This window comes from Streptomyces cinnabarinus, from assembly GCF_027270315.1.
Classification (GTDB): Bacteria; Actinomycetota; Actinomycetes; order Streptomycetales; family Streptomycetaceae; genus Streptomyces; species Streptomyces cinnabarinus.
The window spans coordinates 8478840-8492060 of the sequence record NZ_CP114413.1 but is presented as its reverse complement, the minus strand read 5'-3'; the positions used below and the strand labels follow the sequence as shown (position 1 = coordinate 8492060).

At 71.2% G+C, this 13221-nt stretch carries 17 protein-coding genes and 1 pseudogene; 9 read left to right on the top strand and 9 right to left on the bottom strand.

Annotated elements, in window-relative coordinates; genetic code table 11:
• The first annotated feature begins 49 nt into the window (after positions 1–49).
• Both STRCI_RS38380 and STRCI_RS38375 read left to right on the top strand, forming a co-directional pair.
• Entirely contained in the window at positions 50–784 is a 735-nt protein-coding gene (locus tag STRCI_RS38380; RefSeq protein WP_269663618.1) for a D-Ala-D-Ala carboxypeptidase family metallohydrolase, read from the top strand.
• Between the two features lie 36 nt (positions 785–820).
• The gene (locus STRCI_RS38375; RefSeq protein WP_269663617.1) at positions 821–1348 is read left to right on the top strand and encodes an SMI1/KNR4 family protein; all 528 of its coding nucleotides are present in this window, start codon (positions 821–823) and stop codon (positions 1346–1348) included.
• 24 nt (positions 1349–1372) lie between these two features.
• On the opposite strand, the gene STRCI_RS38370 is transcribed toward STRCI_RS38375, so the two are convergent.
• Together STRCI_RS38370 and STRCI_RS38365 are read right to left on the bottom strand one after the other, a co-directional pair.
• Positions 1373–2176 (bottom strand): phosphotransferase, encoded by an 804-nt coding sequence (locus tag STRCI_RS38370; protein WP_269663616.1) that lies wholly within the window; start codon positions 2174–2176, stop codon positions 1373–1375.
• 57 nt (positions 2177–2233) lie between these two features.
• Complete coding sequence (locus STRCI_RS38365; RefSeq protein WP_269663615.1) at positions 2234–3109, bottom strand: hypothetical protein; 876 nt, start codon at positions 3107–3109, stop codon at positions 2234–2236.
• A 125-nt stretch (positions 3110–3234) separates the two neighbouring features.
• On the opposite strand from STRCI_RS38365, the gene STRCI_RS38360 reads away from it, so the two are divergent.
• On the top strand, positions 3235–3816 hold the full coding sequence (locus STRCI_RS38360; RefSeq protein ID WP_269663614.1) for a sugar O-acetyltransferase: 582 nt from the start codon (positions 3235–3237) through the stop codon (positions 3814–3816).
• Between the two features lie 15 nt (positions 3817–3831).
• Positions 3832–4389: a TetR/AcrR family transcriptional regulator gene (locus tag STRCI_RS38355; RefSeq protein WP_269663613.1), complete on the top strand. Its 558-nt coding sequence runs from the start codon at positions 3832–3834 to the stop codon at positions 4387–4389.
• Here STRCI_RS38355 and STRCI_RS38350 read toward each other — a convergent pair.
• Positions 4379–4786 carry a RidA family protein gene (locus tag STRCI_RS38350; protein WP_269663612.1) on the bottom strand — a complete coding sequence of 136 codons (408 nt, stop codon included), beginning with the start codon at positions 4784–4786 and terminating at the stop codon, positions 4379–4381. The two genes, STRCI_RS38355 and STRCI_RS38350, sit on opposite strands and share 11 nt — an antisense overlap.
• A gap of 99 nt (positions 4787–4885) precedes the next feature.
• Between STRCI_RS38350 and STRCI_RS38345 the strand changes: the two genes are divergently transcribed.
• Entirely contained in the window at positions 4886–5269 is a 384-nt protein-coding gene (locus STRCI_RS38345) for a winged helix-turn-helix transcriptional regulator (protein WP_269663611.1), read from the top strand.
• Between the two features lie 7 nt (positions 5270–5276).
• Here STRCI_RS38345 and STRCI_RS38340 read toward each other — a convergent pair whose 3' ends face one another.
• The 4 genes and pseudogenes from STRCI_RS38340 to STRCI_RS43600 form a co-directional block, all read right to left on the bottom strand.
• Entirely contained in the window at positions 5277–6947 is a 1671-nt protein-coding gene (locus STRCI_RS38340; protein WP_269663610.1) for an alpha/beta hydrolase, read from the bottom strand.
• A gap of 45 nt (positions 6948–6992) precedes the next feature.
• Positions 6993–7517, bottom strand: coding sequence for a DUF2269 family protein (locus tag STRCI_RS38335; protein WP_269663609.1), 525 nt, complete (start codon positions 7515–7517; stop codon positions 6993–6995).
• Between the two features lie 86 nt (positions 7518–7603).
• The gene (locus STRCI_RS38330) at positions 7604–7906 is read right to left on the bottom strand and encodes a hypothetical protein (protein ID WP_269663608.1); all 303 of its coding nucleotides are present in this window, start codon (positions 7904–7906) and stop codon (positions 7604–7606) included.
• 88 nt (positions 7907–7994) lie between these two features.
• Positions 7995–8351 (bottom strand): annotated as a pseudogene (locus STRCI_RS43600) (ATP-dependent Clp protease ATP-binding subunit); the annotation flags it as partial.
• A 208-nt stretch (positions 8352–8559) separates the two neighbouring features.
• On the opposite strand from STRCI_RS43600, the gene STRCI_RS38315 reads away from it, so the two are divergent.
• A complete protein-coding gene (locus STRCI_RS38315) occupies positions 8560–9180 on the top strand; it encodes an NADPH-dependent F420 reductase (RefSeq protein WP_269663607.1) in 621 nt (206 codons plus the stop codon).
• Positions 9181–9199: 19 nt separating this feature from the next.
• On the opposite strand, the gene STRCI_RS38310 is transcribed toward STRCI_RS38315, so the two are convergent.
• Positions 9200–9793, bottom strand: a complete 594-nt coding sequence (locus STRCI_RS38310) for a TetR/AcrR family transcriptional regulator (RefSeq protein WP_269663606.1) — start codon at positions 9791–9793, stop codon at positions 9200–9202.
• Positions 9794–9872: 79 nt separating this feature from the next.
• On the opposite strand from STRCI_RS38310, the gene STRCI_RS38305 reads away from it, so the two are divergent.
• Positions 9873–10796 carry an oxidoreductase gene (locus tag STRCI_RS38305; protein ID WP_269663605.1) on the top strand — a complete coding sequence of 308 codons (924 nt, stop codon included), beginning with the start codon at positions 9873–9875 and terminating at the stop codon, positions 10794–10796.
• On the opposite strand, the gene STRCI_RS38300 is transcribed toward STRCI_RS38305, so the two are convergent.
• On the bottom strand, positions 10774–11688 hold the full coding sequence (locus STRCI_RS38300; RefSeq protein ID WP_269663604.1) for a hypothetical protein: 915 nt from the start codon (positions 11686–11688) through the stop codon (positions 10774–10776). The two genes, STRCI_RS38305 and STRCI_RS38300, sit on opposite strands and share 23 nt — an antisense overlap.
• A 299-nt stretch (positions 11689–11987) precedes the next feature.
• Here STRCI_RS38300 and STRCI_RS43430 point away from each other — a divergent pair, with 299 nt between their 5' ends.
• Positions 11988–12080, top strand: coding sequence for a putative leader peptide (locus STRCI_RS43430; protein WP_336298829.1), 93 nt, complete (start codon positions 11988–11990; stop codon positions 12078–12080).
• 110 nt (positions 12081–12190) lie between these two features.
• Positions 12191–13219, top strand: coding sequence for an ABC transporter substrate-binding protein (locus STRCI_RS38295; RefSeq protein WP_269663603.1), 1029 nt, complete (start codon positions 12191–12193; stop codon positions 13217–13219).
• Positions 13220–13221 lie beyond the last annotated feature (2 nt).

Sequence of the window (13221 nt, the reverse complement as noted above, 5' to 3'; positions counted from 1 at the left end):
CAGGGTGCGACGGCCGCAGCAATGAGGCAGTCGACGGCCTGGAGGTCGGATGTTCAGACGGATGGCACGATCCCTCACCGCGTTTGTCATGATCATGTCCGGTGCGGTGGTCGGTGTGGGCGCCGCCGCCGGTACCGCGCATGCCGATGAGTGCTACACGTGGAGCCGGACGCTGTCCCAGGGCTCCTCCGGCGGCGATGTGACGCAGTTGCAGATCCGGGTCGCGGGCTGGGTGACCTCGGGCGAGCGGCTGTCCTATGACGGCGCGTACGGCGCCCGGACCGCGGCCGCCGTGAAGAAGTTCCAGGCCGCGTACGGTCTGCCCGCCGACGGGGTCGCGGGGCCGCAGACCTTCAGCAAGATCTACGCGCTCCAGGACGCGGACTGCACCCCGGTCCACTTCACCTACGGCGAGCTCAACCGCTGCAACTCCGACTGGTCCGGTGGCGCCGTCCCGGCCGCGACCGCCAAGGCGAACGCCCTGAAGACCATGTGGAAACTGGAAGCCATGCGGCACGCGCTCGGCGACGTCCCGATCTCCGTCTCCAGCGGCTTCCGCTCCTACGCCTGCAACAGCGCCGTCGGCGGTTCCGCCACCAGCCGCCACCTGTACGGCGACGCGGCCGACCTCACCGGCTCGCCGTCCCTGTGCCGACTGGCCCAGCAGGCCCGGACGCACGGCTTCTCGGAGATCCTCGGCCCGGGCTACCCCGGCCACAACGACCACACCCATGTCGCGCTCGACCCCTCCCCCTACTGGTCGGCGCCCTCCTGCGGCATCTGAGCGACCGTTGTCAGAGCCGGCGGCTAGTCTGCGCGCGTGACCGAGACACCTGTCGACGACCGCGCACTGCCGCCGGCCCTGGCCGAGATCGCCGCCGTCGAGTTCGACTACGACGACGGCAACGGCATCGACTTCGAGCCGTACGACGTCTTCGACTCCGCCGGGGAGACCACGGACTGGCTCCGGCACTGGACCGGCAACCGTGCCCTGGACGGCGCCGCCTACCGCGTGTTCGGACAGGACGGCACCGGCGGGCTCGCCGCGCTGTGGTGTGTGCGCGCCGGGCGTCCGCTCGCCGAGCAACCGGTGGTCTTCATGGGGTCCGAGGGCGCCTGCGGAGTCGTCGCCGGGACGCTGTCCGACTTCCTGTGGGTCCTCGCGGACGGCATCGGCCCGATGGAGGCCGTGGAGTACGACGACCACACGGGCCGCCCGGATCCGACGCTCACCTCGCTCGCGGAACGGCACGCGAGCACTCCGCGCCGCAGTGCGCAGGCCATCATCGCCGACGCGCGGGCCCAGTTCCCGACCTATGCCGAGGACATCGACGCGCTCTGCCGATGACCGCCATAGGCCGCTGTGCCGGAGTCAGTTCAGCAGAGCGGCCGTGAACTCCTCGCGGCGGGCCACCAGCCAGGACTGGATGCGGTCCCAGCGCTGCCAGCCACCGCGCTCGTCGAGCATGCGGCGGTAGGCGGGGTCACCGTCGGCGACGCGGCGGGCCACGAAGGCGCGGCAGGTCTCGGTGGCCCGCTCGATGACACCGGGCAACTCGGCGCGTCCGCCGGGCGGCAGGCCGTAGCCGTCGGCCAGCAGCCGCAGGCGCGCGGGCGCGTCGAACGGCGCTGGGTAGGCGGCCGCCGCGGATGCCGGGTCGAGCATGGGGACCCAGTAGCGGGCGGTCATCGCGAGGTCCCAGACGGGGCGGCCCGGGGCGGCGAAGTCGAAGTCGATCAGGGCCGTGGCGCCGGCCTCGCGGAAGACGACGTTCTCCGGGCAGACGTCGTTGTGGCAGACGATCGGTCCCCCGCCCGCCGGGTCGGCGAGGTCGGCGGGCCATGCGGCGTCCGGGTCCACACCGACTGCGGCGGCCGCGTCGTGCATCCGGCGCAGCAGGGCGCCCACGGAGGCGAGGGCGGTGCTGGTCAACGCCCAGCGCGGGAAGGGCGGCAGGGCCACGGTGCCGGGGAGGTAGGTCAGTCGTTCCCGGCCGTCGGCGGTGAGTTCGACCGGGGTCGGGGCCGCGTCGAAGCCGTGTTCCCTCAGTGCTCGCAGGTGGGCGTGGAGGGCGCGGGCGTTCGGTGGTGCGGGGCGGTCGACCAGTTCACCCCGGCGGAAGACCGCTCCCGCGTTCACCGAACCGCCGGTCAGTGCCTCGCCCTCCGCCGTCATGGCGATCAGGCTACGGCGTCGGACGCGGCCATGTCCGCGTCGGTCGGGCGATCCGGCTCAGGCGCGATCACTCACCCTGGCCGCCCGCAGCGCGGCCACCGCGGCGCCGGGGTCCTCGGCGTAGAAGCGGAAGGCTCGGGCCTCGGCGGGCCTGCCCAGGGCGCGGAGGTAGGCGACGGGCTCGGTGAGTTCGACGGTGACCGTCGTCTGACCGGCCACGGCGATGTCGGCCACGCCGTCCTCGTCCACGGCGGCCAGCTTGCCCTCCGGGAACTTGCGGTCCTGACGGACGGAGGCGATGCGGTCGGCCGGGATCCGGATGTCCAGGAGCGCGCCGTAGCGCAGGCGCAGGGCACCGTCGGGGGCGATGACATGCGGGCGGACCACGCAGGAGGCGTGCAGGGCGATGACGAAGTAGCAGCCCCAGATGTCGAGGACGAGGGTGATCGCGTGCACCACCGGCCACGGGATCAGGAAGGCGAGGGCCACGGTCTCGACGACGCAGACGAAGAAGAAGCCGAACATCACCGCCGTCTGGCCCGGGGCGTAGAGGACGGAGACATCGCCCTCGCGTACGCCGTGCGGTCCTCGTCGGGTCACCCAGCGCAGGAAGCTGGTGGAGAGGAACAGCTCGTGGGCGGTCAGCCTGCGCACGGGCGCCGGGATCGTGTCGGCGAGCGCGGCGAGGAGCGCCGGGCGGGGGTCGAGACCGGCGGCGCGGTGGCGCCGGTGGTCGAGGGTGAGCAGGGTCGCCACCGCGATCGTGAGGGTGAGCACCGCAAGTCGCGTGGCCGGCTGTGCGGCCGGCGGGACGGTCACTCCCCCGGCCACGCACAGGATCAGCAGCAGCTCACCGGGCAGCAGCGCCATCGACGACCAGCGCACGGCCTTCCGCAACACCTTCACCGCGCCGGAAGTCTCTTCGTTTCGCATGCGCCCAGTAGAAACGTTGCCGCTGCGGCAAGGTCAAGCCGGGGAGGATCGCCGTACCGGATCACTTCAGCACGCGGCACTTCAGGTGACCCGCACGACATCCACCAGAGTGTACGATCGTACACATGCCGACGGACTACTTCGCGGACGATCCCCGCACCCACCTCGAACGCATGCTGGCGGGCGACCTCTACATCGCCGACGACCCCGAGATCGCGCGCCGGCAGCAGCGGGCCGTGCGGCTGGCTGCCCGCTACCAGGCCGCCCATGCCGAGGATCCGGACAACGCGCAGGGGATCCTGGCCGAGTTGCTCGGTTCGCTGGGTGAGCACGCGTATGTGCGGCCGCCGTTGTTCGTCGACTACGGCAGCAACATCGCCATCGGCGCGCGCACCTTCGTCAACTTCAACCTCACCGCGCTGGACGTCGCCGCGATCGCCATCGGCGAGGACTGCCAGATCGGTCCGAGCGTCCAACTGCTCACCCCCACACATCCGTTGGAGCCTCAGCCCCGGCGCGACAAGCTGGAGGCCGCGCGGCCGATCACCATCGGGAACAACGTGTGGCTCGGCGGCGGGGTCATCGTGCTGCCCGGGGTGAGCATCGGGGACGACTCCGTGATCGGCGCCGGTTCGGTGGTGACTAAGGACGTGCCCGCGGGTGTCGTCACCGTCGGCAGTCCCGCACGCGTCGTCCGGACTCTCTGAGCGCGGGCCGCCGCCATGGCCACCGGGCACACCGATCCCCAGCGCCGTGAGCGCATCCTCACCGCCACCCTCGACCTCATCGCCGAGGAGGGGGTCGCGGGCGTCTCCCACCGGAAGATCGCGGCGCGGGCCGGGGTGCCGCTGGGGTCGATGACGTATCACTTCGGCGGGATGGAGGAGGTGCTGCGGGAGGCGTTCGGGCGGTTCGCCGATCACATCGTGGGGGTCTTCGACGCCTACCTCGCCGCTCCGGAGGGGCCCGAGCAGGCCCGCGAGGCCGTGACGGACCTCGTGCACGCGCTCTCCGAAGGCAGCCGCCGCGACCTCGTCCTCACCCAGGAGTTGTACACCCTGGCGGCTCGGCGACCGGCGTACCGGGAGCTGACCGACGCCTGGATGCGGCGCAGCCGGGTCCATCTGGAGAAGCTTTTCGACCCGGACACCGCACGCCAGTTGGACGCCCTGATCGAAGGGCTGGCCCTGCACCGGGCGCTCTCGCGCGAGCCGCACGAGCGGGCGCTGACCGCCGAGGCGGTCCGGCGCATCACCACACCCGGTGGCGTCAGTCGATGACCGCGGTGGCCTCCACCTCCACCAGATGTTCCGGTACGTCGAGTGCGGCGACGCCGATGAGGCTGGCGGGCGGCAGCGGGGCCGTCCCGAGGGTCTCGGCCGCGCGAGCGATGCCCGCCATGAGCAGGGGCATCTTGTCGGGCGTCCAGCCGACGACGTAGACGGTGAGCTTCGCCAGATCCGCCAGGGAGGCGCCGGCCCCGGACAGGGCGGTGGCGACGTTCAGGTAGCAGCGCTCGACCTGTGCGGCGAGGTCGCCCTCGCCGACTGTGACGCCCTGGTCGTCCCAGGACACCTGACCGGCGACGAAGACCAGCCGGGATCCGGTCGCGACCGACACCTGCCGGTAGGCGTCGATCTTGGGCAGTCCGTCGGGGTTCAGGAGGGTGATGGCCATGGAGTACGCCCTTCGCCTGGTCTCTTGTGGTTACTCAGGAACCGTAGGAGAGTGTGCGTTGACATGGAAGAACGCACTTTTCGGTGACGGGGGAACCTGATGGTGACCAAGCAGGTCAGGGGCGGTTCGGCCGAGGACGCTGACCTGGCGCGCGCGGACTCGCTGGCGCGGGAGATCTTCTCGGACGTCGCCAACAAGTGGGCGCTGCTGATCATCGAGTTCCTCGGTGACCGCACGCTGCGCTTCAGCGAGCTGCGCCGGGAGGTCGAGGGCATCAGCCACAAGATGCTCACCCAGAATCTGCGCATGCTGGAGCGCAACGGCCTGGTGGAGCGGACGGTGTACGCCACCGTGCCGCCGCGGGTGGAGTACACGCTGACCGCGCCGGGCCAGGATCTGCGGGAGACGATCGACGGCCTGTGCCGCTGGACCCGCCGTCATCTCGGCCACATCGAGTCCTCCCGGCGCGGCTTCGACGGCTGAACGGTCGTCAGCCGTTGGCGATGATGTCCCGCAGTCGCGCGAGGTCCTCTTCCGTGACGTCGGCCGGGCGCAGGACGGCGTTCCAGGCGTCCACGTACTCGGTGCGGTACTTGTGGCCGTGCCCGGCCGGGACCTCGGTGGCGAAGGGGAGGTCGGCGGTGATCTGCCAGAAGGTCACGAAGGGCACCCAGAACATGTCCTCCAGGACGTCGCGGCCGGGCGACTCCCCGATCCAGTCCGGTTCGTCGAGGATCAGGTGCGGGCCCCACCACACGATCGGGTCGGACGGGTGCAGCAGGTACAGCACCCGGCTGTCGTCCCAGGGGTCCCCCGTCGGCGGGATGGTCTCGCTCGCGTCGGTGGCGAAGCGCACGGTCCGGCCGTCCTTGTAGACGGGCTGTACCTCCGGGGTGCCGGACTCGCGGTGGTCGGTGAACTCCCGGTACAGGGTGTTGAAGTTGGGCGGTCCCGCGAAGAGGGTGCCGGAGGTGCGGTTGCGCAAGTCGTACTCGCCGCTGAAGGCCGTCTCGCCGCCGAAGGAGCCGAGGCTCTCGCCGGCCACGTAGAGCCGGGGGCGCTCGTCCGGGGACAGGTTCGACCAGGTGTCGTAGACGGCATCGAACAGTTCACGGCCCGCCGCCCGGGCCTTGGACTGGTCGACCAGGTAGGAGAGCCAGGACGGCAGGTAGGAGTACTGGAGCGCCACGGTCGCGGTGTCGCCGTTGTTGAGGTACTCGAAGGCGTCCACACAGGCCGGGTCGAGCCAGCCGCTTCCGGTCGTGGTCGCCACCAGGAGGTTCGCGCGCTCGAAACCGCCGGCGCGGCGCAGGTCGGCGACGGCCCGTGCGGCGCGGTCCTCGGTGTCCTCGGCGGTGTCCAGTCCGGCGTAGGCCCGGACAGGTTCCGGTGCGGGCCGCTCGCTGAACCGGGTGAGGTCCTCGGACGAGGGGCCCGAGCCGATGAAGACCCGTCCTTCCCTGCCCAGTGAGTCCCACGGTACGAGGGATCCCGGGCCGCCCGAGCGGGTGCTCGTGGTGGGCTGCTCGATGCCCTTCGGGGTCTCGGTGTCGCGGATCGAGAAAGCGCTGTTGGCGGCGCCGACGATGCCGTCGAGGAGGAGTCCGCTGATGAACAGCCAGGACATGCCCGCCACCAGGATCCAGCCCACCGCCTTAGCGGCCCGCTCCCCGATCCAGCGCATCAACTGCCGGGACACCCAGCGGTAGAGGGCCCGCACGGCGCGGCCGAGGAGCAGGATCAGGGCGAAGACCAGCAGGGCGATCAGGGGTGCGAAGACCGCCTGGGGAACGCTGAATTCCCGTACGCCCATGATGTCGCGGATCTCGTGCTGCCAGTACTGGCCGAACCCGAAGGCGACGGCGAACAGGGCGGTCCCGCCGATCAGGAACACCGGCCAGGACCAGCGGTGTGCGGGGCGGGGGTCGCGGTCGGCGAAGGCGCGCCAGACGGCGGCGGCGAGGACGCCGAGGCCGTAGCCGATGCCCGCGTTGATGCCGCAGATCAGTCCCTGCAGCAGGCCCCCGCGCGGGAGGAGCGACGGGGTGAAGGACAGACAGGCGAGCAGGAGCGCGCCCCAGCAGCCGGGGAGGGTGACATGCAGGTGCCGGCGCCATCGGCCGGGTGGCGCCGGATGGTCCTCCGGGGGCGGCTCGCTCATGGCTCCTCCGCGCAAATCGTCTCCCGGTGGCGCGGTGGTCGCCAGTCAGGCGGCCTGGCGCACCCGTTCACGGGCGGCCGGGGCGCGCAGCCGCCGTCCGCGGCGGGTGAGGCCCCAGGGCTTGAGGACCGAGATCACGGTCATGAAGACGTATGCGGTCAGGGACACGATCGGGCCGAAGAGGACGTCGCCGGAGTCGGGCAGGGGGCCGCCCGCGGCGACGGCGGTGACCGCGGAGTTCACTCCGGGGCGCAGCGCGAAGACGGTCGCGGTGGTGGTGGCCAGGGTCAGCCAGAACTTGGTCCAGACCCAGCGGTGCCTGGCCAGCCCCCAGGGCGTGCCCAGGGAGAGCAGCAGGCCGCTGAGGAGGGTCAGGAAGGCGATGGGGAGCAGGAGCCAGTCCGCGAACAGCTTCATGGCGCGCACCGACGCCTCCACCGTCACCGGTGAGCCGGTGCCCGCGGCGGTGGAGCCGAGCGCGAGCAGGCCGAGGCTCAGGCCGAGCCAGGCGGCGGAGGCGATGACATGGACGGCGAGGGTGGCCCGGCGAGCGGGGCGGCTGAGTTTCACACGGCTCAGCGTGCCGAGGCGTCCGGCTCCGGTCGTCTGACGGCGGGAGCAACCTCACGTACTCGCCGGGGCGTACGCCGTGCTCGTCAGGCTGCTCCGCCGGACTTCGCCACGACGAAGTACCGGTGCAGGGGGGACATCGTCACCTGGGGGTCACTGCCCACGTTCAGCTCGCCCTTGAGCACCGGGGCGATCCGCTCGGCGATGAACCGCGACAACTGGCCCTCGGACTCCCAGATGTCGAAGACGCGCAGGCCGCCGTCCTCGAACCAGCTCGCGTGCAGGACGAGTCCGTCGGCCACGTCCTCCTCCCAGCGCACCCGGGCACGGGCCGTCTCGTACAGGTCGGGGGTGATCTCCTGCCATGCGATGTTCACGGCGATGGCCATGCCGGGTCCTGCCTTTCGTGGGTGCTCAGTTCTCGGCCTTCGGGGCCAGGTGGACGGCCAGTTCGCCGTCCGCGACGTCCACCGAGACGGTGTCGCCGGGGTTGAGGGTGCCGTCGAGCAGCATGTTCGACAGCCGGTTGTCGAGCTGGGTCTGCAGGGTGCGGCGCAGCGGGCGGGCGCCGAACTCGGGCTGATGGCCGCGTTCGGCGAGCCATTCGGCGGGCACCTGGGTGGCCGCCCACAGCAGGTGCCCGGTGTCCAGGTCGGCTCGGTCCTCGGCGGCCCTGGCCCCGGCCGCGGCCAGCAGCGCGTGCGCGGAGTCGCTGAGCAGGCGTCCGATGGGGACGCGCTGCACGGCCGGCGGGGAGGTCGCCGGGCTCATGCCGAAGAAGCGGTTGAACAGGTCGGAGAAGGGGTCGCCGGAACCGAAGGACGAGAGCGTCACTGTGACCTGCCTGCCCGGTGGACGGCACGACGGACGCGCACCGGCCGACCGAAGTGGTTCTGCCGTACCCGCCCAAGTCTTGGCCGGGGCCACCGGCCCCACAACCGGAGATCACCTCGCCCGGGACCGCGGGACTACGACTTTTGTGCCTGCCCGGCTGGGCCCGGGGCCCGATGGGCCGGGCCGCGGCCGCGGATAGCGTCATGGCATGCGTATAGGACTACTTGGCACCGGCAATGTCGCCCGAGCACTGGCCCGCGGTTGGAGCGCCGCGGGACACGACGTACTCCTCGGCTCCCGTAGGCCGGACGAGCGTAAGGAACTCGGCCTTCCCGTGGCGGGGCTGAGCGAGACCGCCGCGCACGCGGAGGTCCTGGTCAACGCCACTCCGGGGAACGTCTCGGTGGAGCTGCTGCACTCCATCGGGGCGCCCGCGCTGTCCGGCACCCTGCTGATCGACGTGGGGGTCGGCATGTCCGACGACTACAGCGAGCTCTCCCACCCCAACAGCAGCCTGGCCGAGCAGATTCAGGCGGCCTTCCCGCAGACCCGCGTCGTCAAGACGCTGTGCACGATGGACTCCACGGCGATGGTCGCCCCGGCGAGTCTCGACGGACAGAGCACAGTGTTCCTCTCCGGCGACGACGCCGAGGCCAAGCGGACGACCGGCCGGCTGCTGACCGACCTCGGCTGGCCCGAGTCGTCCCAGCTGGACATCGGCGGCATCACCAGTGCCCGCGGACAGGAGCACTTCGCCCTGCTGTTCATCGGGATAGCGAACGGACTGGGGTCCCACACCTTCAACATCAAGGTGGTCCCGCAGCCGTGAGGCGGGTCCTGCGCGGGGGCTACTGCGGACGGCACCCGCGCAGGATGGACGCGATGACGTCGTCCAGTCCGTTCTCGGACACCTCGGGCGGCAGCATGCCGCTCACCCGCAGCCCCACATAGCCGTGCAGGGCCGCGAACACCGGCAGCGCCACGCGCTCCAACGGGCCCTCCTGGACCTCTCCCCTGCGCTGGCCCTCGCTGATCAGTGACAGGAGCTGTTCGGACCAGCGGTGCGCGGCGCCGCTCAGCGCCTCGGACGCCTCCGGGCTGTGCTTCACCGAGAACATCAGGTCCAGCAGGGCGGCGTCGGCGACGGCGAACCCCACGTACGCGCGGGCCGCGGCGTCCAGCCGCTCGGCGAAGGTCTCGCCGACGCCCTCCTGAGAAGCCTCGATGGCGTCGGCCATCCGCTCGAACCCGGTCTGCGCCAGCGCGTCCAGCAGGGCCTGCTTGGACTTGAAGTGGCGGCTGGGCGCGGCGGGGCTCACCCCGATGTCCCGGGCCAGCTCCCGCAGTGACAGCGCGCCCGATCCCTTCTCGCGCAGGGTCTGTTCGGCCCGGGCGAGCAGTTGGGCGGGCAGGTCTCCGTGGTGGTAGGAGCGGTTTCTCATGCCTCAACCCTAGCGGGGTGTGAGCAACGCACACATTGTGAACGTTGCATACATTGTTATCACCGCCTACATTGGAGGCATGGATACGAACCAGCACACCCAGCCCTGGGCCGTCACGGCCCTCCCCGACCTCACCGGCCGTACCGCCGTCGTCACCGGCGCCAACAGCGGACTCGGCCTCGCCACCGTGACGGCGCTGGCGGGCGCCGGCGCCCATGTCGTGCTCGCGGTACGGGACCCCCGGCGCGGCGAGTCCGCGGCGGCCGCGGTGAACGGCAGCGTGGAGGTACGCCGCCTGGACCTGGCCGACCTGTCCTCGGTCCGCGAGTTCGCCGCCGCCTGGCACGGCGACCTGGATCTGCTGATCAACAACGCGGGTGTCATGAACATCCCCGAGGCGCGTACCAAGGACGGCTTCGAGATGCAGTTCGGCACCAATCACCTGGGCCATTTCGCCCTGACGAACCTGCTGCTGCCGCACATCACGGACCGCGTGGTGACCGTGTCGTCGGGCGCGCACCGGATGCCCGGCAGCCCTGTCATCCGCTTCGACAACCTCGACCTCACCGGCGAGTACGCGCCGATGACCGCCTACAGCCAGTCCAAGCTGGCCAATCTGCTCTTCACGCTGGAACTCCAGCGCCGGCTGGGCGCGGCGGGCTCCCCGGTACGCGCGCTGGCCGCGCACCCCGGCTGGGCGGCCACCAACCTCCAGGGCCACGACGCCAGTTTCCTCCGCAGACTGTTCCTGCGCCTCGGCAACCGGCTGCTCGCCCAGGACAGCGAGGCGGGCGCCCTGCCCACCCTGTACGCCGCGGTGCAGGACCTCCCCGGCGCCAGTTATGTCGGCCCCAACGGCATGTTCGAGATGCGTGGCGCCCCGGCCCTGGTCGGCCGCTCGGACGCGGCGAGCGATCCCGCCGCGGCACGACGGCTGTGGAGCGTCTCGGCGGAGCTGACCGGCGTCAGCTTCCCCGAGCTCACCGCCCCGGCGCGGGTCTGACGGGGCCCGAGTGCCCCTCCAGCCGGGCGGCGGCCGTCTCCGCACGGCGTCGCGCCTCACGCACCCGGCGTTCCGCCGCCCGTAGCTCCTCCCGCGCCCGGCGCTCCTCCTCGGACGCCTGCCGGTGGTCCGCCTTGGCGCGGCTCAGTTCCTCGGTCAACTCGCCCACTCGATCCTTGAGTTCGGCAGCCCGCCGCTGGGACGCCACCGACTCCCGCTCGGCCGCGGCGGCCTCCTTCTCCAGCGCCCGCAGTGCGCGCTCCGCCGCCTCGGCATCCTCCCGGGCCCGGGTCAGCCCCTCGTCGTCGCGGCCCTTCTTCGGGCGGGACGGGGGGCGGGGTGCCGCGGTCGGGCCCGTCACGTCGTCGCCGCCCATCGCTGGGCGGGTCGGAGTCCGGCGCGCCGCGGTCGGGCTCACCTCGGGGAATCCGACGGTCGCCTCCAGCGGTCTGACCAGGTGGCCGGTGGCCCACTGCGCGGCCGCCTCGGGGTCGGCCAGTACAGCGTGCAGGGTGCCCTCCACCGCACGCCCCACGTCCTCACCGACCGGGTGACCCGCCCGCGTCGCCAGCTGCCCGGCCTCCCGGGAGACAGCTCTGATCAAGGTCCGCTGCTGCCCGGTCAGTTCCCGGAGCCGGGCCCCGTCCAGATCCTGGTGCGCCTGTCGCAGACCCTCTCCGAGCCGGAGCAGGGCCTCCACCTCCTCCGGGCGTTCCCGGACCAGGAGATTGCTGACCCAGGCGGCGAGGCTGGGGCGGCGCAGGGCGCCGATCCGCTCCGCGAGGGCCCGGTCGCCGGAGGTGCGGGCCGCGGCCATGCGGGCATTGCGCGCCGCCGTGAAGTTCTCCGGCCGCAGCGCGTACAGCTCATCGGCGACCGTGTCGATGTCCACGGGGCTCCTGTCGACGGGCGCGCTGACTCTTCGAGCGTAGGAGGGGGGATCGCGGTGCGCTCGTCGGGAGCGGATCCGCGGCGCTGTACGCCCTGGTCACCAAGCCGGTGCCCGGACGTTCCTTCACCGACCCCTGGGCGTGAGCCGGCCGAGCAAACCGGCCCGCAGCAGTGGGCCACCGTGCTGTCCCGGGGGAATTGTGAACCCCGTACTGCGCACGTATGTCACACCATTGCGAACGTGAGTCACGATCGCGGGCGACATTGACCTGGCTGGATTTCGCTGCAACTGTCTTGGCTGTGAGCAAGTTCGAGATCCTCGCCGCGCGGCTGCACGTCGATCTGCGACGTCAGGCCAGCGCCATCTGTGCCGCCGGCCGCCGTACGCGCTGACCGGCACGATTCCGCTCGCTCCCTTTCACCGTCGGATTCCGCGGGATACCGCTCAATTCACCGACGCCTGCCCGTTTTCCCCGCCCCGCTTTCCTGAACAGGACCCTGCCATGGCCACGACGGCATCCACCCGACGTCAGTTCCTCACTCTGCTCGGCCTCTCGACCCTGGCCGTCAGCTGCGGCACTGCCGCGACCGGAGCCACCGCCGGCAAGGGCGGGACCAGGACGCTGCGGTACCAGGGCTGGGCGGGCCAGGTCACCCTGCCCGAACTGGCCGAGGACCTCGGCTATCTCATGGACGTGAAGCTGGAGTGGGTCGGCAACACGATCAGCGGTCCGCAGGACATCCAGTCCGCGGCGACCGGCCAGGTCGACTTCGGCGGCGCGTTCAACGGCGCGGTGGTCAAACTGGCCGCGAACAACGCCCCCATCAAGGCCGTCATCAGCTATTACGGCTCCGACAAGCACGCGTACAGCGGCTACTACGTCCTTGCGGACAGCCCCATCCGCTCGGCGCGGGACCTGATCGGCAAGAGGGTCGGGATGAACACCCTCGGCGCGCACGCCGAGGCCATGCTGGACATCTATCTCCAGCGCGAGGGGCTCTCCCCGACCGACATCGACAAGGTCGAGCCGCTGGTGGTGCCCCCGGTCAACACCGAGCAGTCGCTGCGCCAGAAGCAGATCGACGTGGCCGTACTCGGCGGCGTACTGCGGGACAAGGCGCTGGCGACCGGCGGCATCCGTCCGCTGTTCACCGACTATCAGCTGCTCGGCGCGTTCAGCGCCGGGACCTTTGTGATGACCGACCGCTTCCTCCAGCAGAACCCCGACACCGTCCGGACCTTCGTCACCGCCGTCGGAAAGGCGATTGAGTGGTCCCGCAGCACTCCGCACGAGGAAGTCGTCGCCCGTATGACGAGCATCGTGAAAAAGCGCGGCCGGAACGAGGACACCGCCGCCCTGAAGTACTGGCGTTCCTTCGGTGTCGCCGAAACGGCGGGCCGGATCACCGGAAAGGAACTCCAGCTGTGGATCGACTGGCTGACCGAGCGCGGCGATATCGACAAGGGCCAGGTCACTCTGTCGGATCTCTACACCAATGAATTCAACGCCGCCCCGAAGAGCGGGAGCTGATT